The organism is Tatumella citrea (genome assembly GCF_002163585.1).
GTDB classification, from domain to species: domain Bacteria; phylum Pseudomonadota; class Gammaproteobacteria; order Enterobacterales; family Enterobacteriaceae; genus Tatumella; species Tatumella citrea.
In genome coordinates this window covers 535,060-556,413 of the sequence record NZ_CP015579.1, presented here as the reverse complement: position 1 = coordinate 556,413, position 21,354 = coordinate 535,060, and the positions used below count along the sequence as shown (strand labels likewise).

The 21,354-nt window shown below is 48.8% G+C and carries 24 protein-coding genes; 11 read left to right on the top strand and 13 right to left on the bottom strand.

Annotated elements, in window-relative coordinates:
* Positions 1-84: 84 nt before the first annotated feature.
* Positions 85-783 (top strand): GntR family transcriptional regulator, encoded by a 699-nt coding sequence (locus A7K98_RS02720; protein WP_087487181.1) that lies wholly within the window; start codon positions 85-87, stop codon positions 781-783.
* A 56-nt stretch (positions 784-839) separates the two neighbouring features.
* Here A7K98_RS02720 and A7K98_RS02715 read toward each other — a convergent pair whose 3' ends face one another.
* From A7K98_RS02715 to A7K98_RS02665, 11 genes are all read right to left on the bottom strand, one after another.
* Positions 840-1,268 carry a RidA family protein gene (locus A7K98_RS02715; protein ID WP_322787362.1) on the bottom strand — a complete coding sequence of 143 codons (429 nt, stop codon included), beginning with the start codon at positions 1,266-1,268 and terminating at the stop codon, positions 840-842.
* Between the two features lie 33 nt (positions 1,269-1,301).
* Positions 1,302-2,063 (bottom strand): SDR family NAD(P)-dependent oxidoreductase, encoded by a 762-nt coding sequence (locus A7K98_RS02710; protein ID WP_087487179.1) that lies wholly within the window; start codon positions 2,061-2,063, stop codon positions 1,302-1,304.
* Positions 2,064-2,100: 37 nt separating this feature from the next.
* The gene (locus A7K98_RS02705; RefSeq protein WP_087487178.1) at positions 2,101-2,841 is read right to left on the bottom strand and encodes an amino acid ABC transporter ATP-binding protein; all 741 of its coding nucleotides are present in this window, start codon (positions 2,839-2,841) and stop codon (positions 2,101-2,103) included.
* Positions 2,838-3,494, bottom strand: coding sequence for an amino acid ABC transporter permease (locus A7K98_RS02700; RefSeq protein WP_087487177.1), 657 nt, complete (start codon positions 3,492-3,494; stop codon positions 2,838-2,840). Before A7K98_RS02700 ends, A7K98_RS02705 begins: the two co-directional genes overlap by 4 nt.
* Before the next feature lie 2 nt (positions 3,495-3,496).
* Positions 3,497-4,159, bottom strand: a complete 663-nt coding sequence (locus tag A7K98_RS02695) for an amino acid ABC transporter permease (protein ID WP_087487176.1) — start codon at positions 4,157-4,159, stop codon at positions 3,497-3,499.
* A 39-nt stretch (positions 4,160-4,198) separates the two neighbouring features.
* Positions 4,199-5,026 (bottom strand): transporter substrate-binding domain-containing protein, encoded by an 828-nt coding sequence (locus A7K98_RS02690; protein ID WP_087487175.1) that lies wholly within the window; start codon positions 5,024-5,026, stop codon positions 4,199-4,201.
* 81 nt (positions 5,027-5,107) lie between these two features.
* Positions 5,108-6,181, bottom strand: coding sequence for an LLM class flavin-dependent oxidoreductase (locus tag A7K98_RS02685; protein ID WP_087487174.1), 1,074 nt, complete (start codon positions 6,179-6,181; stop codon positions 5,108-5,110).
* Positions 6,182-6,204: 23 nt separating this feature from the next.
* The gene (locus A7K98_RS02680) at positions 6,205-6,711 is read right to left on the bottom strand and encodes a flavin reductase family protein (RefSeq protein WP_198361136.1); all 507 of its coding nucleotides are present in this window, start codon (positions 6,709-6,711) and stop codon (positions 6,205-6,207) included.
* A 491-nt stretch (positions 6,712-7,202) separates the two neighbouring features.
* A complete protein-coding gene (locus tag A7K98_RS02675) occupies positions 7,203-7,751 on the bottom strand; it encodes an NADPH-dependent FMN reductase (protein WP_198361135.1) in 549 nt (182 codons plus the stop codon).
* A gap of 19 nt (positions 7,752-7,770) precedes the next feature.
* Positions 7,771-8,682, bottom strand: coding sequence for an NAD-dependent epimerase/dehydratase family protein (locus A7K98_RS02670; protein ID WP_087487171.1), 912 nt, complete (start codon positions 8,680-8,682; stop codon positions 7,771-7,773).
* Between the two features lie 301 nt (positions 8,683-8,983).
* On the bottom strand, positions 8,984-9,895 hold the full coding sequence (locus A7K98_RS02665) for a LysR family transcriptional regulator (protein WP_169715404.1): 912 nt from the start codon (positions 9,893-9,895) through the stop codon (positions 8,984-8,986).
* 159 nt (positions 9,896-10,054) lie between these two features.
* Here A7K98_RS02665 and A7K98_RS02660 point away from each other — a divergent pair, with 159 nt between their 5' ends.
* A complete protein-coding gene (locus A7K98_RS02660) occupies positions 10,055-10,549 on the top strand; it encodes a cupin domain-containing protein (RefSeq protein WP_087487169.1) in 495 nt (164 codons plus the stop codon).
* A gap of 157 nt (positions 10,550-10,706) precedes the next feature.
* Here A7K98_RS02660 and A7K98_RS02655 read toward each other — a convergent pair whose 3' ends face one another.
* Entirely contained in the window at positions 10,707-10,919 is a 213-nt protein-coding gene (locus A7K98_RS02655) for a hypothetical protein (protein ID WP_087487168.1), read from the bottom strand.
* Between the two features lie 181 nt (positions 10,920-11,100).
* Here A7K98_RS02655 and A7K98_RS02650 point away from each other — a divergent pair, with 181 nt between their 5' ends.
* The gene (locus A7K98_RS02650; protein ID WP_087487167.1) at positions 11,101-12,519 is read left to right on the top strand and encodes an MFS transporter; all 1,419 of its coding nucleotides are present in this window, start codon (positions 11,101-11,103) and stop codon (positions 12,517-12,519) included.
* Entirely contained in the window at positions 12,516-13,385 is an 870-nt protein-coding gene (locus tag A7K98_RS02645; RefSeq protein ID WP_087487166.1) for an SMP-30/gluconolactonase/LRE family protein, read from the top strand. The genes A7K98_RS02650 and A7K98_RS02645 overlap by 4 nt, the downstream gene beginning before the upstream one ends.
* Before the next feature lie 31 nt (positions 13,386-13,416).
* Here the strand turns inward: A7K98_RS02645 and A7K98_RS02640 are convergent, their stop codons facing one another.
* Entirely contained in the window at positions 13,417-14,205 is a 789-nt protein-coding gene (locus tag A7K98_RS02640; RefSeq protein ID WP_087487165.1) for an IclR family transcriptional regulator, read from the bottom strand.
* Positions 14,206-14,421: 216 nt separating this feature from the next.
* Between A7K98_RS02640 and yiaK the strand changes: the two genes are divergently transcribed.
* The 7 genes from yiaK to araD all read left to right on the top strand — a co-directional run bounded on the left by yiaK (position 14,422) and on the right by araD (position 21,049).
* A complete protein-coding gene (yiaK, locus tag A7K98_RS02635; RefSeq protein WP_087487164.1) occupies positions 14,422-15,435 on the top strand; it encodes a 3-dehydro-L-gulonate 2-dehydrogenase in 1,014 nt (337 codons plus the stop codon).
* Positions 15,432-15,896: a YhcH/YjgK/YiaL family protein gene (locus A7K98_RS02630; RefSeq protein WP_087487163.1), complete on the top strand. Its 465-nt coding sequence runs from the start codon at positions 15,432-15,434 to the stop codon at positions 15,894-15,896. Before yiaK ends, A7K98_RS02630 begins: the two co-directional genes overlap by 4 nt.
* Positions 15,897-16,004: 108 nt before the next feature.
* Positions 16,005-17,345: an MFS transporter gene (locus tag A7K98_RS02625; protein ID WP_087487162.1), complete on the top strand. Its 1,341-nt coding sequence runs from the start codon at positions 16,005-16,007 to the stop codon at positions 17,343-17,345.
* The gene (locus A7K98_RS02620) at positions 17,342-18,847 is read left to right on the top strand and encodes an FGGY-family carbohydrate kinase (protein ID WP_087487161.1); all 1,506 of its coding nucleotides are present in this window, start codon (positions 17,342-17,344) and stop codon (positions 18,845-18,847) included. The genes A7K98_RS02625 and A7K98_RS02620 overlap by 4 nt, the downstream gene beginning before the upstream one ends.
* Positions 18,844-19,500: a 3-keto-L-gulonate-6-phosphate decarboxylase UlaD gene (ulaD, locus tag A7K98_RS02615; protein WP_087487160.1), complete on the top strand. Its 657-nt coding sequence runs from the start codon at positions 18,844-18,846 to the stop codon at positions 19,498-19,500. Before A7K98_RS02620 ends, ulaD begins: the two co-directional genes overlap by 4 nt.
* Complete coding sequence (locus A7K98_RS02610) at positions 19,500-20,360, top strand: L-ribulose-5-phosphate 3-epimerase (RefSeq protein ID WP_087487159.1); 861 nt, start codon at positions 19,500-19,502, stop codon at positions 20,358-20,360. The genes ulaD and A7K98_RS02610 overlap by 1 nt, the downstream gene beginning before the upstream one ends.
* The gene (gene araD, locus A7K98_RS02605) at positions 20,354-21,049 is read left to right on the top strand and encodes an L-ribulose-5-phosphate 4-epimerase (RefSeq protein WP_087487158.1); all 696 of its coding nucleotides are present in this window, start codon (positions 20,354-20,356) and stop codon (positions 21,047-21,049) included. The genes A7K98_RS02610 and araD overlap by 7 nt, the downstream gene beginning before the upstream one ends.
* Positions 21,050-21,354: the final 305 nt, after the last annotated feature.

Sequence of the window (21,354 nt, the reverse complement as noted above, 5' to 3'; positions counted from 1 at the left end):
TTGACTATCATCTATTTCTACCTTAGATAATGCAGCCATGCTATGCTGTTTTTTTTTGCCTGAATACATGGATGGTGAAGCACAATGCCTGTCAAAAATGACCCTGTCAGCCGGGCTCGCCTGGTACCTGTAAATAATATTGCCAGTTCAGATCACGCTGCTGACCAGATTCGCGAAGCCATCGTTCGTGGCATTTTTCAGCCGGGTGACCGTTTGACCGAAAAAAGCCTGACGGATGAACTCAATTTATCAAGACACCCGGTGCGTGAGGCGTTACGTCGTCTGAGCCAGGAAGGGTTGGTTGAGGTCAGACCGAACCGGGGAGCCGTGGTTGCGAAACTCGACCCCTCCAGTATTCTTGAAGTCTATGCCATACGTTCAGCACTGGGTGAACTGGCACTAAAACAGATTCAGACTCACCCTAACCTGCCCGATGCGGCTACGCTCAGGACCCTGGAAAAAATGGCCTCCTCTGCGCTTAAACTGGCTACTCAGGAAAACCAGCAAGCCACCATCGCTAACGACCTGCAGTTCCAGGAAACTCTGGTAGCTGCCAGCGGTCTGGAACGCTGCGCTCGCTACTTCTCTGAAACTACCGTTGAAGTTCAACGATTTAATAATCTGACCAGGATTGTCTACACAGAGCGTGAATCTGACGCCATGCATTATGTTGTCGGACTGCTCGACGCAATTAAAAACAGGGATATTGATAAAGCGCTGGAGATTTGGAAGGATAAATTTGCTAAGGCAGTATCACGCTATATGCAGTTGCTTGAACAGTAGTCCGGAATTGCAGCAGCGGCCCGCTGTGTTGCCGGGGCCGCTGCCAGTTCAGGCAATTATAATGAGATATTCAGGTATTTCTGAGGCAGTTTAGACGCACCACGCCAGGCCGTTATCTCAATTTCAAACAGATATTCCGGGCCGCCTAACGGTGAACAGGTCACGCAACTCGCAGGATCAATTCCACGGAATTTTTCACCGATAAATGCCATCACTTCTTTCACATCACTCTGATTCGGAATAAACACCCGTGAACGAACCACGTCCGCCAGAGTTGCCCCGACCGATGTCAGTGCCCCTTCAACATTACGAAAAGCCTGCTCAGCCTGAGCAACTGCAGTATCCGGCATCGCCCGGGTCTTATAATCACGACCGGCAGTCAGTGACATAAAAATCCATTTGCCCAGTACCAATACCCGGGAATAGCTTTCTTTATCTTCAAGGATGCTGCCGGATTTCACTTTAATAATTTCTTCGATCATCATTTTTCCTGATTTAACGGATTAAAAGGCGGAGGTTCAGAGAGAGATGCCACCATCAATAATCACGGTTTGTCCCGTGATCATGCTGCCGGCAAAACCCAGATAGACGATAAGTTCTGCAACATCATTCGGGGTGCACCAGCGTTGCAAAGGAGTGGCGGCAATCGTGGATTGACGACGTTCTTCTGACCATTCGATAGCCCAGGAACTTTCTACTGAGCCCGGAGCCACCGCATTTACCCGCACTTCCGGGGCTAAAGCATGGGCCAGATTACTGGTCAGGTTAATCACTGCGGCTTTGGACGCGCTGTAAGCAACCGTACTGGCAATGGAACCGAAGCCGGCGATAGAAGCGGTATTAACAATCGCCCCGCCACTGGCTGCCAGGCTGGCAGCTGCGGCCCTGGAACAACGAAATACGCTCATCAGGTTAACGTTCAGCAGAGTGCTCCACAGTTCTTCACTGACGGAATCGAGATCTTTGACGGGGATAGGTTTGGTCACTCCCGGCGTACCGGCGTTGTTCACCAGTAGATCCAGATGGCCCAGTTCGCTGACCGCCTTTTCAACCATTTCTGCCGCCTGTTCCGGCTTTGACACATCGCCGGGAGCAGCAATCACCTTCAGACCTTCGCTACGCAAATCGCTAATTGCCTGTTCACCGCGCGGGTCGTCCGGTAAATAGTTAATGGCAACGGTTGCTCCGGCTCTGGCCATCATTCTTGCAGCCTCTAAACCGATACCGCTTGCCGCACCGGTAATCAGTGCAGTTTTACCCTCAAGTTTAAACATCATCATGGTTATTGTTTTCCGTAGTTGTGGTCATAAACAGGATTCAGGCAGCCTGGCCGGTACGCATTTCCCGCCGCATAAACTTACGTGTTTGTTCCTGCTGCGGGTGATCAATCACCTGCTCTGCACTGCCAATTTCACAGACCAGTCCCTGATGCAGGAAGGCAACACGGTCAGCAGATTCGCGAACAAAATTAATATCGTGGGTTACAACAATCATGGTCATGCCTTCGGATTTCAGCAGGCGCATGGTTTCCAGCACTTCACCCACCAGTTCCGGGTCCAGCGCTGAAGTCACCTCATCAAACAACATATATTGCGGTTCCATTGCCAAAGCCCTGGCAATCGCCAGACGCTGTAACTGACCACCGGAAAGATGGGAAGGCATCATCTTCGCCTTTTCGCCCAGGCCTACATGTTCAAGGTGTCTTTGCGCCAGATGTAACGCCTCTTTACGGCCTCTCTTTGCTACCACCCGCAGCGCCAGAGCAACGTTTTCGATAGCATTCAGATGGGGAAACGCATTGTATTGCTGAAAAACAATCCCCAGTTTTCGGCGCAGGTGATTGATATTGGTATCTGCCGCATGAACACTGATGCCATCAACAACGATGTCGCCTTGTTGAATAGCCTCCAGCCCGTTAATACACTGCAGCAGGGTCGATTTTCCTGATCCACTGGCGCCAATCAGACAAACCAGCTCTCCTTTATCGATGCTTAAATCAATACCTTTCAGCACGTTAACGTTGCCAAATGTTTTTTTAACCCCTTTAATTTCAATCATATCGCCACCTTTTTTTCCAGATAACGGCTATACCGTGAAACCGGATAACAGATAATGAAATAGAACAGCCCGGTTCCCATCAGAAGTACCCAGGTCTCATGAGTCCGGGTGATTAACGTCTGGGTGGCATGCATAAATTCCATGTAACCAACAACTCCGGCCAGAGCACTGTCTTTAATCAGGCTGAGTAACAAACCAATCCACGCACTCAGGCCATAACGGAACATCAGTGGCAGCGAGATGTGATAAAGCTCCTGCCAGTAGTTCATCCCGAGAGAACGAGCCCCGCGTCGGAAGGTCGGTGGCACAGCACTTAACCCTGCACGAGCCACCTCAGAAGTTACCGAAGCCATCCAGACACCGAGTGCCAGGCTACCCAACAGATAAGGCGACAATGGCATACCGATCAGTGAGAAAAAGCTGTTCAGAACAATCAGAGTGATAATCATCGGAACACTACGAAAAATATCGATCACCGGCGCACTGATAATCTGAAACGTTATCGATGAAGCCCGGGCCCATCCCAGAGGGATTCCCAGTAATGTTCCTGCAATTCCGGAAGTCGCTGCCATAGCCAGGGTATTTAATGCCCCATCCAGCAAATAACGGCTGTCTGACCATTGCAGTCCCTGATAACCGAGAACAAATTGCATTGTTACCTCCGATACATCAGACGGAATGTTGCCAGTGCGCCAAACTGAATAATTTTGGCAATCACGTAATAAATTCCGGCAGTGACAATAAAGAACTCAAAAGTCCGGTAAGAGACTGACTGCGCATATTGCGTCGCCCCCGACAGTTCCCGCAGACCAACCAGCATTCCTAAAGAGGTATTCAGCATGGCCCAGACGGCCTGGGTGACGAATGACGGAAATATCAGCTTAAATACCTGAGGAAAAATAACATGCCGGAACGCCTGAAATTTATTCATCCCCAGAGATCTGGCTGTCGCCATTTGTTGCTTAGGAACAGAATTTAATCCACCACGAAATATTTCCGCCAGATACCCTGCATTATTAAATGCGATCGCAAACAGTACGGCTAAATAACTCGATATATTAATTCCGATAGCACCCAGGCCGAAATAAACCAGGTAAAGCTGAAATAGTACCGGTGTATTTCTGGATAACTCTATCCAGCCACCAGCCAGCGTATAATAAAAACCTTTACCTGATTGCCGCGCGACAGAGATAGGCATGGCAATAGCCATGCCTGCTAATACAGATAAAACTGTAATCTGCAGCGTGACCCAGGCACCCGATAATAATTCTGGCCATGCGTTAAACACGATTGACCAGTAGAATTGATAATCCTGCATCAGCGATACCTAATAAGTCAGAGGATCACAACGCGCTGATTAAAAATCCACGCCCGGAACATTAAGAGGAGGAATCGGGCCGTCACCCATATATTTTCTGTAAAGTTCAGCGTAGCGACCGCTGACTACCTGATGCCAGACAAACACCTTCGCCCAGTTGAGGAAATCCGGATCACCACGTCTCACTGCCAGCCCATCCATATCACTTAACGGTGCCAGACCGGCGGCTACAAAGGTCGGAAACTGCCCGCTTTTTGCCAGGGTGTTGTAGACAGACGAGGCCTGTAGAATGGCATCAATTTTCCCCTGTTGCAGCGCCATAAAAGTTTCATTATCACTGGCAAAACCGGTGTATGTGGTTCCGGTATTTTTCCAACGCCCCTGTAACTCTTTAGTAAACAGTTGCTCGAAGGTAGAGCCGACAACAGCCCCAAGTTTCTTGCCTTTAAGCTGTTCGTAACTGGTAATTCCGGTACCTTTACGGGTCATTACGGTTATGGTGTAGTTCACATACGGCTGTGTAAAAGCAACGGTCATTGCCCTTTCAGGCGTGACCGTGGTGGACCCCACCACGATATCAACCCGTTTGGAAACTAATGCCGGAATACGGTCTGAGGCCGGAGTCTGAACAATAACCGGCTTCACACCCAAAGATTTCGCCATATCATCACAATAGGCGACGTCATAACCATCCGGTTTATTATCCGGCGTCATATACCCGGACGGTGGTGAATCTAATACCACCGCACAACGTAATTGTTTATTCTTAATCACAGTGTCCAGAGTGGATTCAGCCATCGCTGAATGCATAGTCACTACGCCCGAAAACAGAATTAAAGCTGCTGGTAAAATACTTTTTTTAAACATAATCACCCCGCGATGGTTTAAATACCTTTATCTTATTTAATAAACTCCGGACACTTTATTTTCTAATCAATGGGTATTAATTCACTTCAGCTGGCATCCAATATCAGCTATCGGACCAAGTTCCTTTTCAATAAGAGGAATCACTTCCTTGCTAAATTTATATAATGATTTCCTGGCTTTCTCTAATGGCATACAACCAAACTGGAAGTTACAGGTATAATTCGCCGGATTCAGACGTTTAATATCCGCAATCATCTTCTCTGCCACCAGGTGAGCATCCCCGACCACCATATTATTGGCAAACTGGTCAAGCGAATATTCGCCATCAAAACCTTCGTTACGAATATATCCATTTTCATCCAGCGGTAATTCGGCTTTGCGAAGGTGATGGGCCATCCGACCGACGTAACGCGCGCGCTCCGCCGCTTCGCGGGTATCTTTGTAGCTGTCAGTCACATGCACATATTGCATAATCGCCAGAGGTTTGGTGACAGGATTTTCCCCAATGCTCTCCCATCCCTGATTCAGGGTATCGGCCATTTTATACAATACAGGCGATCCCAGGGTACTGGCAGCAATAAAAGGCACAGCCTGAAACTTTTTAAACCGGCTCAGTAATTTAGGATGAGAAGAGGTCACAAACAGCTGTGGCAACGGTTTCTGATAAGACTGTATTGCAAAAGTCGTTTTCGGGATGGATAAAAATTCGCCCTGATATTCCACTTCTCCTTCCGTCAGCGCTTTCTCAATCACGTCCCAGTATTCCAGGAAGATTTCGACCTTTTTATCCAGAGCCACGTTATAACGGTCAAATTCATACTGCTGATAGCCAGTACCGATCCCGACCACCAGCCGACCATCGGTCATGGCATCAACCGCCGCAATTTCCTGAGCCAGACGAAGCGGATGATAGAGCGGCAGTACCAGTACCCCGGGAGCCAGTTTAATTTTAGAGGTCCAGCCAGCAGCATTTGCTGCCATCAGCAACGGTGAAGGGCTGCTGGAATAGTTCGCAAAGTGGTGCTCGGCGAACCAGGCAATATCAAATCCTACTTCTTCGGCGGTCTGAACCATCGTTTGAGTATCGCGCATTACCCCTTTCACCCCTTCCGGGTGGTCACGCAGGGTCATCAGGCTAAATAATCCGAGTTGCATTGTATTCTCCGGTAAAAATTAGATTAACTCACAAAATGTTCAGGCAGCGGGGCTGCAATGGCATACGCGCCATTCTGATAAAGCAGTGGTGAAACGGTGTCGCTGAACAGACACTGGCTGACCCTGCCAATCACCACCTGATGTGTTGCATAGGGCAATGTCTGGTCCATTGAACAAAACAGGTTGGCCTGGGCATCAGCAAGATAAGGAATGCCCTCTTCATCTTCCTGCCAGGCGCCAAGAGTGAAACGTTGGTGGGCATCTGCCGGTGAACTAAAGCGCTGTGATATCGGGGCGTGCTGCTGGCTCAGCAAATTAATGCAGTATTTTTTTGCCGACAGCAGTGGCTGCAACAGGCTTGAATTCGTGTTAATACACGCCAGAACAGAGACCGGATCAAAACACAGAGAAGTCACAGCTGTGGCAGTGATTCCGTAGCGAACTCCCTGATACTGGCAGGTAATCACACATACCGTGGATGCCAGCCGGCGCATACAATGCCTGAAATCATCTTTAACACTCACTTCCACAGCAAACCTCCAGATAAAAAAGCATTAATATCAGTTGATTACTAAATTAAAATCATCAACAAATGGTAGATTGTCAACAATTTCAAAGTAGAGACATCATTCATCAGCAACAAAAAATTGTCAACAATCGTTCATTTTACACACATACGAAATACTGATGATTCAATAAAAAACATTAAAATCATGGAGTTAAATTATTCAGTTCAGAGATTTGCTACGGAAGTATTGCTGGTATTGTTCAATATCAGGATTACGGGGCTCTTTTCAGGGGCAATGCAGTGCAGATAACGGGCAGGGACTGGCATTAGGCGCCGGGGCTGAATACGGGTTGGGAGGAAGTGACAGGAATCAGGGTTTAACCGGACGGAAGCCGAAATTATAAAGGTGTAGAGCTGATATTAACCACTTAAAGCAGAGATGGTAATAGTCAGACAATCGTTTGCTGGTAGCCAAGTGTGACAGGGAAATGATCTGCCACACTCAGTCTCTGATTACTTCTGGCTAAACTGCGTAAACGCCGCCAACTGACGCGTCAGGAAATCGCGGGTATCCTGATCGCTTAGTACACCATTAGTTACTTTATCTGTCACTTTGCCGATCATCGCTTCTGGTTTATTCAGTACCTGAGCATCAAAGAACACCAGAATCTGTCGCAGATGGTATTGCGCGCGTGCACCACCAATCGCTCCCGGCGAGGCAGTTTCGATTAACACTGGTTTGCCGGCCAGCGGTTGCGGGCTATAACGGGACAACCAGTCCAGTGCATTCTTCAACACTCCGGGCACGGAGTAGTTATATTCCGGCGTCACAATAATCAAACCGTCGGCCTGCTGTATCGCCTCGGCCATTGCCACCACTGCGGCAGGAAAACCTTCCTGCTGAACATCGGCATTATAATGCGGAAAATCGCCCGGTGAGCCCAGGGCAGAGATTGTCACATTTTCCGGCGCCAGTTCCGGCAGAGTACGGGCAATAACGGCATTAAATGAGGCGCCACGCAGGCTGCCGGTCAAGGTGACAAAATGTAATTTCTTTTCCATTATCATGTTCCTGAGTGATTTACGGTTGTTCCGCGATATAAGCCGTCATGTCGTGGTAGCGAGGCTCCCATCCCAGCATTTTCCGGGCTTTGTCCCCGGAAATTCTGCAATCTGAGCTTAGCGCAATTTTAGCCATCAGCGATCCCCAATGTGCAGTTGCTGCCTGAAGTGGCATTGAGGTGGCATGGCCGGCAAATCCCAGCCGCTGATGCAGGGCCTCACCGATCTGGCGAAACGAACAACAGCCGTTTTCTACATACCAGAGCGTACCGTTAGCTGCTTTTTCTGCCGCCAGCAGATATAAAGCAGCCAGATCATCGACATGCACATTGCTCCAGCTGTTTAAGCCATCACCAATATACACCCCGCAGCTCAGCTCTTCGGCAGCAAGCGTCAACGCCGGAAGTTGTTTGCTTTGACAGTTAATAAAACGTCCTTCGCCATAAACCATAGCGGGTACCATCACCATACTGCGTATCCCAAATGCACCTGCCCGTAACAGCGCTGTATTAATCCGTACACGATCAGGGAACACACCAGTGGCCCGTACCGGAATATCTTCCTGAAATACCTGTTGTACCGCCGCATGACGGCGGTGATTCGCCAGATACCCCGCACCCGACGTATAAATCAGAGTTTTACCACTGCCTTTCATCTCTCTGATTAACAAGGCAGCCAGTGAAATACTGTCGCATTCCGCCGCGTGAATAATAATATCGTTACGGCGCATAGCCTCCGTCAGGGATTGCAGGTTTTCTGCACTCAGATCACAAAATACCGGAGTCATACCTGCCGCACTGATACGCTGTTTATCTTCCTCTTTGCGATAAGTCCCGGAGACGATATAACCAGCCTCTCTGAACGCCAGCGCAACACTCCCGCCGATATAACCGGTAATACCGGTAATCAGTACATGGTTTGATCCCTGCATAGTAAAATCTCGTGATGATGTAGATCTGCAACAGTAGAATCATCAGAAAAATGAGTAATAGACAAAAGGTGCTACCCGCAGTGCAGAAAAATAAATAGCACATATTATTATTTCGTTTTTTCAGAGAATCCTGACCAACATGCCAGATTATCTTCCCGATAAATTCATCCCTGATAAAATAACCCTGCTCTGGTAAATGTTATTAAAATTACAGAACGGTGGCAGATATTTTAACTGTAACTCTTCCGGCCTGATTATATAAAATAGTGAGAGGTGTCAGGTGGTCGCGCGGCAAAGTACCTCAGGGTATTGTCACCTGAAGACCAGTGATCAGCTCCAGTAAACATTGGGTTGCCTCTCCCGGAATGATGTCTTTTTTACGCGCCAGCACCGCAGGCAATTCCGGTGATCCGGAACGGATCCCCCATTCAGCCAACCCCAGGCGGTATAAACGGCCATCACTGATTTCCTGTTCGGCCATGTGCAACGGCAGGCTCCCCCACCCCAACCCTGCCAGCAGCAAGGCTTTTTTGGTATGCAGATTGGTCACCCGCCAGAGATCTAAAGAAGTCACTCCACGGTGCCCCCAATCCTCAAATTCCCTTTCTCCATCACTCAGTACTATCTGACGATAATCGCGCACATCATCAGCACTGAGCAGACCGTTCATCTGTGCCAGTGGGTGCTGTGGAGCACAAACCGCGACTAATCTGACTGGCTCAACGGGTACCAACAAAACATCTTCAACCGCGGAAGTAAAATCCACCAGCAACCCCGCGGCAGCTTCTCCGGAGCGGATCATTTTCTCTGCCCTGGCGCTGGTTGAGACCATAATATTCAGATTCACTCCGAGATATTTTTCCGCAAAGCGTTGCAGCGTTCCTGAAATACGCTCTACCGGATACATGGAATCAATACAGAAGCCGATTTCAGTCTCCAGCCCTGCAGACAATGAACGCGCCTTTTGTTGCAGCAACGTCAGATCACGTAACAGTCGCTCGGCACGCGGCAGCAGCTCTCTGGCCTCCTGGCTCAGAACCGCACGATAACCACTGCGATCGATCAGGGTAACCCCCAGCAGATCTTCCAGCGACTGAATAGAAAACGTGACCGCCGAAGGGGCTTTGTGCAACGCACGCGCCGCCGCTGCCAGGCTTCCGTATTCGGCGATAGTTACGAATATCAGCAATTGATCAATGGTTGCCCTAATCATCTCGTTCTGCTTTCCCGAAGATGTTGTTATGAATTTCCCCCGTATCATCATAGAAGCATTATGCCGATAATGAAAACCTCCCGAAGACAATAAGTCTGCAGAGCCGATATATCCGGTTCCGGGTATTTCATCCACAGTTGTGAATAAACAGGTGTAATTATGAACATCTCAAAATTTATTTTAAATTCATCTGCCTTAATTGTACTGGCTTCGTCTTCAGTCACCGCGCTGGCTCAGGATAAAATGCCATTAATGACGGCAACCCCACAGCAAATTAATATTACCAGCGCTGCATCAAATACAACTGGTGTTGCACAGATAAAAGGCGAATATGCCAAAGTTCTGTATGGCGATCCGTCTAAGGCCGGTTTATATACCGTATTATTATATATTGCCCCGCATAAAAAAATTCAGGCACTGAGTCATCCGGATAACGGATTCGCCACCGTGCTATCAGGTAAATGGTATATTGGTTTCGGTGACAAATTTGATGAATCAAAATTAAAAATGTTACCGCAAGGAGGTATTTATACTGAACCGGCCCTGGCAAATCACTTTGGTGAAACAAAAGACGAGCCGGTAATTTTAGCCATTACCCGCTACGGACCCAGCGGTACGACTTATGTGAATGCTAAGGATACACCGTCTAAATAAACTAATGCCTGTCTGTTAATTCCACTTATCCGTGGAAACGGTGAACCACTGATTGATATTATGTCTGTCAGACAGGCTGGTGTTGCCTGCTGCCCGCCGGAAAATACATTCTCCGGTGGGCCATCCCCATAGCCACGTCGGTAAATTCCTTGCAACGCTATTCATTACTACTGGCAGCCCGGCCAGCATTACTGCGAAATATCCTGAGCCTGCAGTTTTCCAACAGCAATTTTTTATCCCCTTCGGCGTACTCACCTGATCCTCGCTGTAAAATGAGATCAGCTTCACGAAGTTGATTTATTTTTATAACTACCTGAATAATAAATATTTTTATAAATTCAAAAAATTGACTTCCCTGTGGCTTATTCATATATTTGAAATCATGTTTCACATAGTGAAATTAACAGCAAAGTTCTGCATAGCACAACGTTTCTCCCAGGCGGCTTTACGTTCATAGCAGCCATTTCCGATACAGGATATCACCGGTTGCAGGTGAGGAAACGTCGTAACGATTTTCTGCACCTTCGATAGCCTGAACCAAGGACAGTCAAATGAAAAATCAGCGTGTAAAAATTTGGGAAAAAATAGGTTATGGCATGGGAGATGCCGGCTGTAATATTGTCGGGGGCGCCGTATTCCTGTTCCTTAATTATTATTACACCGATGTTTATGGCCTGACCGCGGCCTCGGTAGCAGCAATCTGGCTGGGAGTCAGGGTGATTGAAGCAATCTCTGATCCACTCATTGGTATGATTGCAGACCGGACCCGCAGCCGCTGGGGAAAATTCAGACCTTATATTCTGTTTTTCTCATTCCCCTATGTGGTGTTCTGTATATTAATGTTTACTGTCCCGGATTTTGGTTATACCGGTAAAGTCATCTATGCCTTTGCTACCTATCTGCTGATGTCGGTTACCTACTCATTTATTAATATCCCTTATTGCTCTTTAGGCAGCGTCATCAGTTATAACGATCAGGACCGGGTCTCCTGCCAGTCATTCCGTTTTATGGGAGTCGGTGTGGCAACACTGGTGCTGACCTTGTCGCTGCTCCCGCTGGTCCAGTTGCTGGGGCACGGCAATCAGGCAGTGGGTTATCAGCGTGGAGTGGCAATACTGACCGGGATTGGACTGATACTGTTTATTCTGTGTTTCAGCCTGGTCAGGGAACGTGTGGTTCCGGTCATCCCGAAGAACAATGACTCCTTCTGGCAGGACATCAAAGATATTTTGAAGAATGATCAATGGCTGAGGCTGCTGCTGGTGACTTTTGTTAACGTGCTGCCAGGCTTTATCCGGATGGCCGCAACTCTCTATTTCCTGACCTACATTATGAAAGCCGACAGCAGTTTCAGTACCCTGTTTATGAGTGTCGGCGTGGTAGGAATGATCATCGGCAGCGCACTTGCCAAACCATTAAGTGATCGATTTTGTAAGCTAAAAATCTTCTTTTGGATCAGCCTGGTGTTATTTTTCTGGTCTGCCGCACTCTATTTCGTCAGCCCTGAATATAAGATTAGCTTAACCGTTTGTTATTTCATCCTGAATATCATCCACCAGATAGCCCAACCGGTTAACTGGTCGCTGATGTCAGATGTCGATGACTATGGTGAATGGAAAACCGGTAAGCGTCTGACCGGTATCAATTACTCCTGTAATTTCCTGGCACTTAAAATTGGTCTGGCAATATCCGGAGCACTGGTCAGTTCGGTACTGGCATGGAATGGCTATCATGGCTCACAGGCAGTACAAACCGCCGGTGCCCTGACCACCATTAAAATGATGTTCTTTATCGTCCCGGCCTTTGGTTATCTGTTAACCGCCGTCTGCGTAAAGCTGCTGAAAGTCGACAGAATCCTGATGCAACAGATTTCTGCCGAACTGGACAAACGCAGAGAAAATTATACAGAACTGACCGATTACATTGTGCAGGAACAACGGGTTAAACATCTCACAGAGAAATCAGCATGAATAAAATTCTGAACGCTGACAGTCAGTTGCAGCGACTTTGTTCTCCGGCACTGTGGGCAGAAGGTCCGGTATGGGACGCCCGTCGTGATGCCGTTATTTTCAGTGATGTGAAAGGTAACCGCATGTTTTACTGGCAGCGTAACGGCAATTGCGGGGTATGGCGGGCACACTCCAATTATGCCAACGGTAATGCGTGTGACCAGCAAGGGCGGATTATTACCTGTGAGCATGGGCGTCGCGGTATCAGCCGGACAGAAACCGACGGCACAGTCACACTGCTGGTCGATAAAATTGAAGGCAGACGTTTTAATTCGCCAAATGATGTCGTTGTTAAGTCAGACGGCACTATCTGGTTCACTGACCCGCCTTATGGAATAACCAGCGATGAAGAAGGTTATCATGCAGAAAGTCAGGTCATTGGTTGTTATGTCTATTGTTTTGACCCGCAAACTTCACAGGTCACTATTGCAGTCAGCGATGCTCAACGCCCTAACGGATTAGCCTTTTCACCAGACGAAAAGTATCTGTATGTGGCGGACATGTCCGTGATTGATTTCCCCCAACAAGGCCGCCGCGAACTGCGTCGTTATCAGGTTAATGGTCACCAGGTCAGTGCCGGAGAAACGTTTGCTGAAGTCAGCCCCGGAATTCCGGACGGTTTTTGTGTCGATAACAGCGGGAATATTTATTGCAGCTGTGAAGACGGCATTATCGTGTTTACGCCACAAGGCGAGACCGCAGGGAAAATAGAGGTTCCTGAGCGGGTCTCCAACTGCACATTTGGCGGGCCGGATAATAATGAGTTGTTCATCACGGCCACCACTTCACTTTACCATATCGGCCTGGCTACCCGCGGGTGTGCCTGATCTGTTGCTTCCCTGCTTCAACGGGGAAGCGTTAGCCCTCATAACCCAGTTCGTCAGAAATCGCCGCAGAACACTCTTTCAGTGCATTCCACAGCGGCTCTTCACCGATCTGTGCCAGGCGGGAGGTGGATAATGAAATCGATACTGCAAACGGTACCCGGCCCTGAATATCAAACACCGGCACCGCCAGGCAGGAAACTCCCAGTTCATTTTCTTCACGATCTTTAGCCGTTTTCAGTTCCCGAATCCCGGCCAGCTCCTGCTTCATGACTCCCAGGTCAGTTACCGTATTGCGGGTTAACTGCAGGATATTCTGCTGATTTGCCTGCCAGTACTCATCAATGTACCCATCCTGACCAAAGGCCAGATACAGCTTGCCCATGGCCGAACAATACAATTGCATGTGCTGGCCAATATAGGCACGGGTTCTCAGCATTCCGGTAGTCGGCTCAAGCTTATAAATCATGATGGCATGGTCATCTTCCCGGGTAGAGAAGTTAACCGTTTCCCCTGTCTCCAGGTTCAGTTTTTCAAGATGTGGTGCGGCGACATGAATGATGTTCAGTGAGGAAAGTGCTTTCTGTCCAATAGCAATCATCCTGGTGGTCAGCCGGTAACTTCCGGCAGCCGGTGCAGGTTTTACATAACCGCAGGATTGCAGCCCCTGCAACAGACGGTGCACGGTACTTTTATTCAGTTGAGACAGCTCAGAGAGATGTGCCAGAGGGCAACCATTCGGGTAATTGCTGAGGATCTCCAGTAACTGAATTCCTCTGAACAAACTCTGGCTACCGGCAGGCCGCTCTTTCTCGTCATTCATGTCAGATTTTTCCCTGTTAACTGTGAATTGAAATCAAACCAAAAGGATGGTAACCCAAAGTGTGCTGTGGTTCACGAATTAGTCACAAAAAAAATAACCACATGATTAATAACATTTTTTATATCCATTGTGATTTTGACTTAGCTAGTGTGGATCTATATATTTGGATCATAGTTTCAAATATTGAAATGGCGTTTCAAAAATAAAAGGTGGAACATGAACGTAACCTTCCTACAGTTGAAAACGGTTTTTGAAAAGATTCTGCTGACCCGGGGTGTCACCCCACAACGCGCCAGCGACTGCGCAACCATGTTTGCGCAAACCACTGAAGCCGGTGTTTTTTCTCATGGCATTAATCGTTTTCCCCGCTTTATTCAGCAAATAGATAACGGTGACGTACTGGTGAATGCTGAGGCTAAACCGGTCGCGCAGTTAGGGGCTATTGAACAGTGGGATGCCGGCAGGGCTATCGGTAACCTCACCGCAAAATTGATGATGGATCGCGCTATGGCACTGGCCAATGACTTTGGCATTGGCTTAATCGCAGTACGTAATGCCAATCACTGGATGTGTGGCGGAAGTTATGGACGACAGGCAGCAGAGGCCGGTTATATCGGTATCTGCTGGACCAATTCGATTGCCGTCATGCCACCCTGGGGATCGACAGAGTGCAGAATTGGCACCAACCCACTGATTATTGCTATCCCTGACGATCCCGTAACTATGATCGATATGTCAATGTCGATGTTTTCTTACGGAAAACTGGAAGTCACCCGCTTAGTCGGACAACAGCTACCGGTGGATGGTGGTTTTGATGATGACGGACAACTGACCCGTGATCCGGCAGTGATAGAAAAAAATCGTCGGATATTGCCAATGGGCTACTGGAAGGGTTCCGGGCTGTCGATTGTGCTGGATATGATGGCAACCCTGCTGGCTGATGGTGCCTCCGTCGCCGAAGTTACTCAGGATAACAGCGATGAATACGGTGTTTCTCAAATTTTCCTCGCCATACAGCCAGATAAACTGATTGACCTGCCTACCCGCGAAGCAAAACTGGAACGTATCAAACAGTTTATTGTAGATGCAGAACGCGCAGATGCCGGAGTTGCCATTCGCCTGCCTGGTCATGAATATCGGAGTATTATTGCAAAACATCGTGCTCAGGGTATCGAAGTGGATGACAAGGTGTGGCAAAAAATACAGCAACTGACGGAGACACAATTATGATCTTCGGACATATCTCCCGTCCCCTGACCTGCCGGTTTCCGGACGTTATTATGAAAGGGCTGGACTTTTTACGCGGTACTGATTTTACCTTTCTCCCGGCTGGTAGAATTGAAATTGATGGCGAGAATATGTTTGCTCAGGTACTGGATTTAACGACTGCACCTATCGAAGAAAATAAACCAGAGTCTCATTATCGTTATCTGGATATTCAGTTTCTTGCCAGTGGTTGCGAAAAAATTGGTGTAACTATTAATTCCGGTAAAAATAAAACACTACCGACTCCACCCGGATATAAAGATATTGTTTTTTATTCTCCGGTGGAAAATGAATCCTTCCTGACCATGGAACCTGGCAGTTTCGCCATATTCTTCCCGGAGGATATCCACCGCCCAGCCTGCGCTATCAGAGAGCCGCTTGCGATCAGAAAGGTGGTGGTAAAAATAGATATCTCACAGCTTTAATTTAATACCGATAATTTTATTCAGCGGAAATAAACCTGGAGTGCATTTGAAATAATACGCAATCAATAAACGCACATAAACTCTGTTAACCAAAAACAGCAGGTAACTATGAATACTCATCAGGCAGCCAAAGGTATTGCTATACCTAAACAACGGTGGCTGAGAATTATCTCGCCAATAATTATCACCTGCATTATTTCTTATATGGACCGGGTCAATATTGCTTTTGCCATGCCTGGAGGAATGGATAAAGATTTATCCGTCTCTGCCAGTATGGCCGGATTGGCCGGCGGAATATTTTTTATAGGTTATCTGTTCTTACAGGTTCCCGGTGGAAAAATAGCCGTACACGGTAGTGGTAAGAAATTTATTGGCTGGTCACTGGTGGCCTGGGCAGTAATTTCAGTTCTGACCGGCATGGTTACTAACCAGTATCAGTTGCTGTTTTTACGCTTTCTTCTGGGGGTATCAGAAGGGGGTATGTTGCCTGTTGTTCTCACTATCATCAGTAACTGGTTTCCAGATCGTGAACGCGGCAGAGCCAACTCAATCGTGATTATGTTTGTACCCATCGCCGGAATAATCTCCGCCCCGCTGGCAGGCTGGTTAATCTCTTCTCTGGACTGGCGCTGGCTGTTTTATATTGAAGGTTTACTTTCTCTGGCGGTACTGCTGCTGTGGGCACTGACTATTTCTGACCGCCCCGCCGAAGCACGCTGGATCTCCCGGGCCGAAAAAGATTATCTGCTCAAAACCTTGCGGGAAGAGCAGATAGCTCACCAACCCCCTTTGCGTAAAGTCACTCTGTCGTCAGTGCTGGAAAACAGAACTTTATGGCTGCTGATTGCACTTAATTTTTTCTATCAGGCCGGAATCTATGGCTACACATTGTGGCTGCCGACCATTTTAAAAGATATGGCGCATAGCAGCATGTCCCTGGTCGGTTTACTGGCAATTCTGCCTTATGTCGCCGCCATGGCCGGTATGTTCCTGTTTTCCCGGTTATCGGATAAGAGTGGCAAACGGCGCCGTTATGTCATTCTGCCCTTGTTCGGATTCGCGTTATGCATGGCATTGTCAGTAATCAGCCAGGGCCATTTATGGATTTCTTACAGCGCACTGATTGGCTGTGGTTTTTTCCTGCAGTCAGCTGCTGGGGTGTTTTGGGCAATTCCGGCCCGGTTGTTTAGTGCCGAGGTCGCAGGCAGTGCCCGTGGGGTAATTAATGCCTTAGGTAATCTTGGCGGTTTTTGTGGCCCCTATCTGGTCGGCATCTTTATTACTTTTTATAGCCAGGCGGCCGGTGTCTATTTCCTGGCAATTTCGCTGGCGATTGCCGGAGCTCTGGCATTTTGCCTGCCACGCCGCTGCGATATGTCAGCCAGCGAAATCGCCGCTGAAGATGCAAAGATTGAACCGCTGCCCGGACATGCCGGGAGGGTATTATGAGCAGCACTCCTCGTTACTGGTTAAGCATTGATTGTGGCGGCACCTATATTAAGTCAGGCCTTTATGATCAGAATGCTCGTGAAGTGGGGATAGAACGGCAGCCACTGGTAACACTGACTCCGTCTTCTGGTTACGCCGAGCGGGATATGCACGAATTATGGCAGCGTTGCGCCACCACCATATCCCGGTTACTGGACAGGTACCCTTCCGCTGCTCAGCACATTGCGGGCATTGGCCTGTCCGCCCAGGGTAAGGGACTGTTTTTGCTGGACAGAGAAAATCAGCCGCTGGGTAACGGTATTCTCTCTTCAGACCGGCGGGCTGCCGAAGTGGTGGCTGAATGGCAACAGCAGGGAATTGCACAGCAACTCTATCCGTTAACCCGCCAGGCATTGTGGACCGGGCATCCGGTATCACTGCTGCGCTGGATTAAACAACATCAGCCACAGCGTTATCAGAACATCGGCTGTGTGATGATGGCACATGACTTTCTCCGCTGGAAACTGACAGGGGAGAAAGGTGCAGAACTCAGCAATATCTCTGAATCTAATCTCTATAACATGCGCACGGGAACTTATGATCCGCAACTCACCCGTCTGACCGGTATCAGTGAAATGGATGGCTGCCTGCCACCCATTGTCGGTTCCGCAGATATCTGTGGTTATGTGAGCGAAACTGCCGCCAAAGTCACAGGATTAGCTGTCGGTACGCCTGTCTCAGGTGGTTTATTCGATGTGGCCTCAGTCGCAATTTGTGCAGGAATCCGGGACGAAAGTGCCCTGAATGCCGTGATGGGTACCTGGGCAGTCACAACCGGAATTGCCCATGAACTGCGCGACCACGAACAACATAACTATGTCTATGGCCACTATGTTGAACCTGGCCAGTACATTGTCCATGAAGCCAGCCCCACCTCTTCCGCAAATCTTGAATGGGTTAAAGATCAACTGAATATCAGTGATTTCGACCAGATGAATACTCTGGTGGCCTCACTACCTGCCGCAGACAGTGAACTGTTTTTTCTGCCGTTCTTATATGGCAGCAATGCCGGACCGGATATAGCCGCTGGCTTTTACGGTCTCCGGGCTCACCACACTAAAGCCCATCTGTTACAGGCGGTATTTGAAGGGGTGGTATTTAGTCATATGACCCATATCAGTCGCATGGCTGAACGCTTCCCACAAGCGAAAATCTTACGTGTCACTGGCGGACCGACCCGTTCTCCGATCTGGATGCAGATACTCGCTGATGTGTCAGGTATGCCACTCGAATTACCGAGAGTTGAAGAAACGGGCTGCTTCGGTGCCGCCATTATTGCCATGGTCAGTACCGGGCATTTTCTCGATGTGGCAACGGCCCAACAGCATATTCAGCCAGACCTGCGGCAGGTTAAACCTAATCGTGATCTGCAGGAGAAATATCACAAAAAATATCAACGTTATCAGCTACTCACTCAGGTCTTACAGGGTTATCACAACCGCATTAAGGAGCAGAATTTATGAGCCGCCCGCTGCTACAGCTCGCTTTAGATCATACCGGACTCAATGCCGCGCTGCAGGACGTCGCCCTGCTGCATTCCGAAGTGGATATTATCGAGGCCGGAACCATCCTCTGTCTCTGTGAAGGATTAACTGCAGTAAAAGCACTAAGACAACATTGCCCGGAGCAGCTGATCGTCGCCGACTGGAAAGTAGCTGATGCGGGAGAAACCCTGGTCAGGCAGGCTCTGAACGCCGGAGCTAACTGGATGACCATCATCTGTGCCGCGCCGCTGGCAACAATTGCCAAAGGCCATCAGACGGCCAGTGAATTGGGAGGAGAAATTCAGATTGAACTGTTTGGCCAGTGGACTCTGGATGATGCCCGACAGTGGCACCGCGCCGGGGTCCGGCAAGCTATTTATCATCGCGGCCGTGATGCCCAGGCGAGTGGCCAGCAATGGGGTGACGCCGACCTGGCCAAAATGAAACAGCTGTCAGATATCGGTCTTGCACTGTCGGTGACCGGCGGCCTGACCCCCGAAGATCTGCCGTTATTTCGTGATATCAACGTTAAAGCCTTTATTGCCGGCCGCGCCTTATCGGAAGCCGCCGAGCCTACGGCTGTCGCCAGGCAGTTTCAGCACCAAATCACCGCCCTGTGGGGAGAGAAATAATGCGCCGCCATCCGTTAGGTATTTATGAAAAAGCCCTGCCTAAAACACTGAGCTGGCCGGAACGACTGGTGCTGGCAAAAAGCTGCGGTTTTGATTTTATCGAGATGTCAGTAGATGAAACCGATGAACGTCTGGCCCGACTGGACTGGACCAAACAACAGAGAATCGATCTGGTCAGGGAAATGATTAAAACCGGAATTCGTATTCCTTCGATGTGCCTCTCTGCCCACCGCCGTTTTCCGTTTGGTAGCCATGACCCTGAAATTCGCCAGCAGGCCCGCGCCATTATGCAAAAGGCAATCGAGCTCGCCAGCGACCTTGGGATCAGAACTATCCAGATTGCCGGATACGATGTTTATTACGAACCCCGTAATCAGGCCACTACAGATTATTTCGCCGAAGGGCTGTCATGGGCGGTGGAAATTGCTGCCGCCAGTCAGGTGATGCTGGCAGTGGAAATTATGGATACCGAGTTTATGAACTCTATAACCAAGTGGAAAAGCTGGGAATCACTGATGGCCTCTCCCTGGTTCAGTGTTTACCCGGATGTAGGCAATCTCAGTGCCTGGGGCAATGATGTACCCGCAGAACTTTCCCTGGGGATGGATAAGATTGCCGCTATCCATCTGAAAGACACCTACCCGGTCACCGCCAGCAGCCCTGGTCAGTTCCGTGATGTGCCTTTTGGTGAAGGTTGCGTCGATTTCACTAAAGTATTCAGTACATTACAGCAGCTTAATTACCGTGGCGCATTTCTGATAGAAATGTGGACTGAGAAAGCTCAGGAGCCGGTATTAGAAATTATTCAGGCCCGTCAGTGGCTGGAACAGCGTATGACTGAAGGAGGTTTGCAATGTTAGAACAACTCAAAGAGCAGGTACTTGCCGCTAATCTCGATCTGCCTGCCCATAAACTGGTGACCTTCACCTGGGGTAATGTCAGCGGAGTCGACAGAGAGCGCGGGCTGTTAGTGATCAAGCCTTCCGGTGTGGAATATACAACCATGGCAGCACAGGATATGGTGGTGGTCAGCCTGGAAACCGGTAAAGTCGTTGAAGGCAGCAAAAAACCGTCGTCTGACACACCGACACACCTGGCACTGTACCGGCATTTTCATACCATCGGCGGTATTGTACATACACATTCCCGCCACGCCACCATCTGGTCTCAGGCCGGCCGTAGCCTGCCAGCCTGGGGGACTACTCATGCAGATTACTTTTATGGCAGCATTCCCTGCACCCGACTGATGACCCCGGAAGAAATTCGTAGCGAATATGAGTATCTGACCGGTCAGGTGATTATTGAAACCTTTGAACAGCAACAACTGGACCCAATGGAAGTCCCCGCCGTTCTGGTCCACTCACATGGCCCGTTTGCCTGGGGAGCGGACGCGGCAGATGCCGTCCATAATGCCGTAGTCCTTGAAGAGTGTGCCTATATGGGCCTGTTCTCTCAGCAATTGAATGCACAACTGGGTGATATGCAGCAGGAGTTGCTGGATAAACACTATCTGCGCAAACACGGCAAAAATTCATATTATGGTCAGTAATTTGTTTCCCCTGCCCTGAAAACAAATCACCTGCTTTGTGCGGGTGATTTGTTGTCTGTTGCCCCGCAGTGGCGTCGAGTTTGCCGGGTGGAGCTGCTCCGCTGAACCTCTATTCAGTTACTAACGCCAATTCCTTACCTGAAATAACTGCCATTACCGGGGCAGCAATATCAAACAGCAACCCGTTATCCGTCAGATCGTCACAGTAAAACTGCAGTTCAGGGAGCATCGCTGACGAGACTGTGGAATGTTATTCAGACAAAGATGGATTATCTGAAGATAATTGCGCAAGCTACGGGAATGTA

What these genes read in the sequence shown, in the direction of transcription:
- A7K98_RS02720 (WP_087487181.1), top strand. Translation starts at nt 85, where the DNA reads ATGCCTGTCAAAAATGACCCTGTCAGCCGGGCTCGCCTGGTACCTGTA.
- A7K98_RS02715 (WP_322787362.1), bottom strand. Translation starts at nt 1,268, where the DNA reads ATGATGATCGAAGAAATTATTAAAGTGAAATCCGGCAGCATCCTTGAA.
- A7K98_RS02710 (WP_087487179.1), bottom strand. Translation starts at nt 2,063, where the DNA reads ATGATGATGTTTAAACTTGAGGGTAAAACTGCACTGATTACCGGTGCG.
- A7K98_RS02705 (WP_087487178.1), bottom strand. Translation starts at nt 2,841, where the DNA reads ATGATTGAAATTAAAGGGGTTAAAAAAACATTTGGCAACGTTAACGTG.
- A7K98_RS02700 (WP_087487177.1), bottom strand. Translation starts at nt 3,494, where the DNA reads ATGCAATTTGTTCTCGGTTATCAGGGACTGCAATGGTCAGACAGCCGT.
- A7K98_RS02695 (WP_087487176.1), bottom strand. Translation starts at nt 4,159, where the DNA reads ATGCAGGATTATCAATTCTACTGGTCAATCGTGTTTAACGCATGGCCA.
- A7K98_RS02690 (WP_087487175.1), bottom strand. Translation starts at nt 5,026, where the DNA reads ATGTTTAAAAAAAGTATTTTACCAGCAGCTTTAATTCTGTTTTCGGGC.
- A7K98_RS02685 (WP_087487174.1), bottom strand. Translation starts at nt 6,181, where the DNA reads ATGCAACTCGGATTATTTAGCCTGATGACCCTGCGTGACCACCCGGAA.
- A7K98_RS02675 (WP_198361135.1), bottom strand. Translation starts at nt 7,751, where the DNA reads ATGGAAAAGAAATTACATTTTGTCACCTTGACCGGCAGCCTGCGTGGC.
- A7K98_RS02670 (WP_087487171.1), bottom strand. Translation starts at nt 8,682, where the DNA reads ATGCAGGGATCAAACCATGTACTGATTACCGGTATTACCGGTTATATC.
- A7K98_RS02665 (WP_169715404.1), bottom strand. Translation starts at nt 9,895, where the DNA reads ATGATTAGGGCAACCATTGATCAATTGCTGATATTCGTAACTATCGCC.
- A7K98_RS02660 (WP_087487169.1), top strand. Translation starts at nt 10,055, where the DNA reads ATGAACATCTCAAAATTTATTTTAAATTCATCTGCCTTAATTGTACTG.
- A7K98_RS02655 (WP_087487168.1), bottom strand. Translation starts at nt 10,919, where the DNA reads ATGAATAAGCCACAGGGAAGTCAATTTTTTGAATTTATAAAAATATTT.
- A7K98_RS02650 (WP_087487167.1), top strand. Translation starts at nt 11,101, where the DNA reads ATGAAAAATCAGCGTGTAAAAATTTGGGAAAAAATAGGTTATGGCATG.
- A7K98_RS02645 (WP_087487166.1), top strand. Translation starts at nt 12,516, where the DNA reads ATGAATAAAATTCTGAACGCTGACAGTCAGTTGCAGCGACTTTGTTCT.
- A7K98_RS02640 (WP_087487165.1), bottom strand. Translation starts at nt 14,205, where the DNA reads ATGAATGACGAGAAAGAGCGGCCTGCCGGTAGCCAGAGTTTGTTCAGA.
- yiaK (WP_087487164.1), top strand. Translation starts at nt 14,422, where the DNA reads ATGAACGTAACCTTCCTACAGTTGAAAACGGTTTTTGAAAAGATTCTG.
- A7K98_RS02630 (WP_087487163.1), top strand. Translation starts at nt 15,432, where the DNA reads ATGATCTTCGGACATATCTCCCGTCCCCTGACCTGCCGGTTTCCGGAC.
- A7K98_RS02625 (WP_087487162.1), top strand. Translation starts at nt 16,005, where the DNA reads ATGAATACTCATCAGGCAGCCAAAGGTATTGCTATACCTAAACAACGG.
- A7K98_RS02620 (WP_087487161.1), top strand. Translation starts at nt 17,342, where the DNA reads ATGAGCAGCACTCCTCGTTACTGGTTAAGCATTGATTGTGGCGGCACC.
- ulaD (WP_087487160.1), top strand. Translation starts at nt 18,844, where the DNA reads ATGAGCCGCCCGCTGCTACAGCTCGCTTTAGATCATACCGGACTCAAT.
- A7K98_RS02610 (WP_087487159.1), top strand. Translation starts at nt 19,500, where the DNA reads ATGCGCCGCCATCCGTTAGGTATTTATGAAAAAGCCCTGCCTAAAACA.
- araD (WP_087487158.1), top strand. Translation starts at nt 20,354, where the DNA reads ATGTTAGAACAACTCAAAGAGCAGGTACTTGCCGCTAATCTCGATCTG.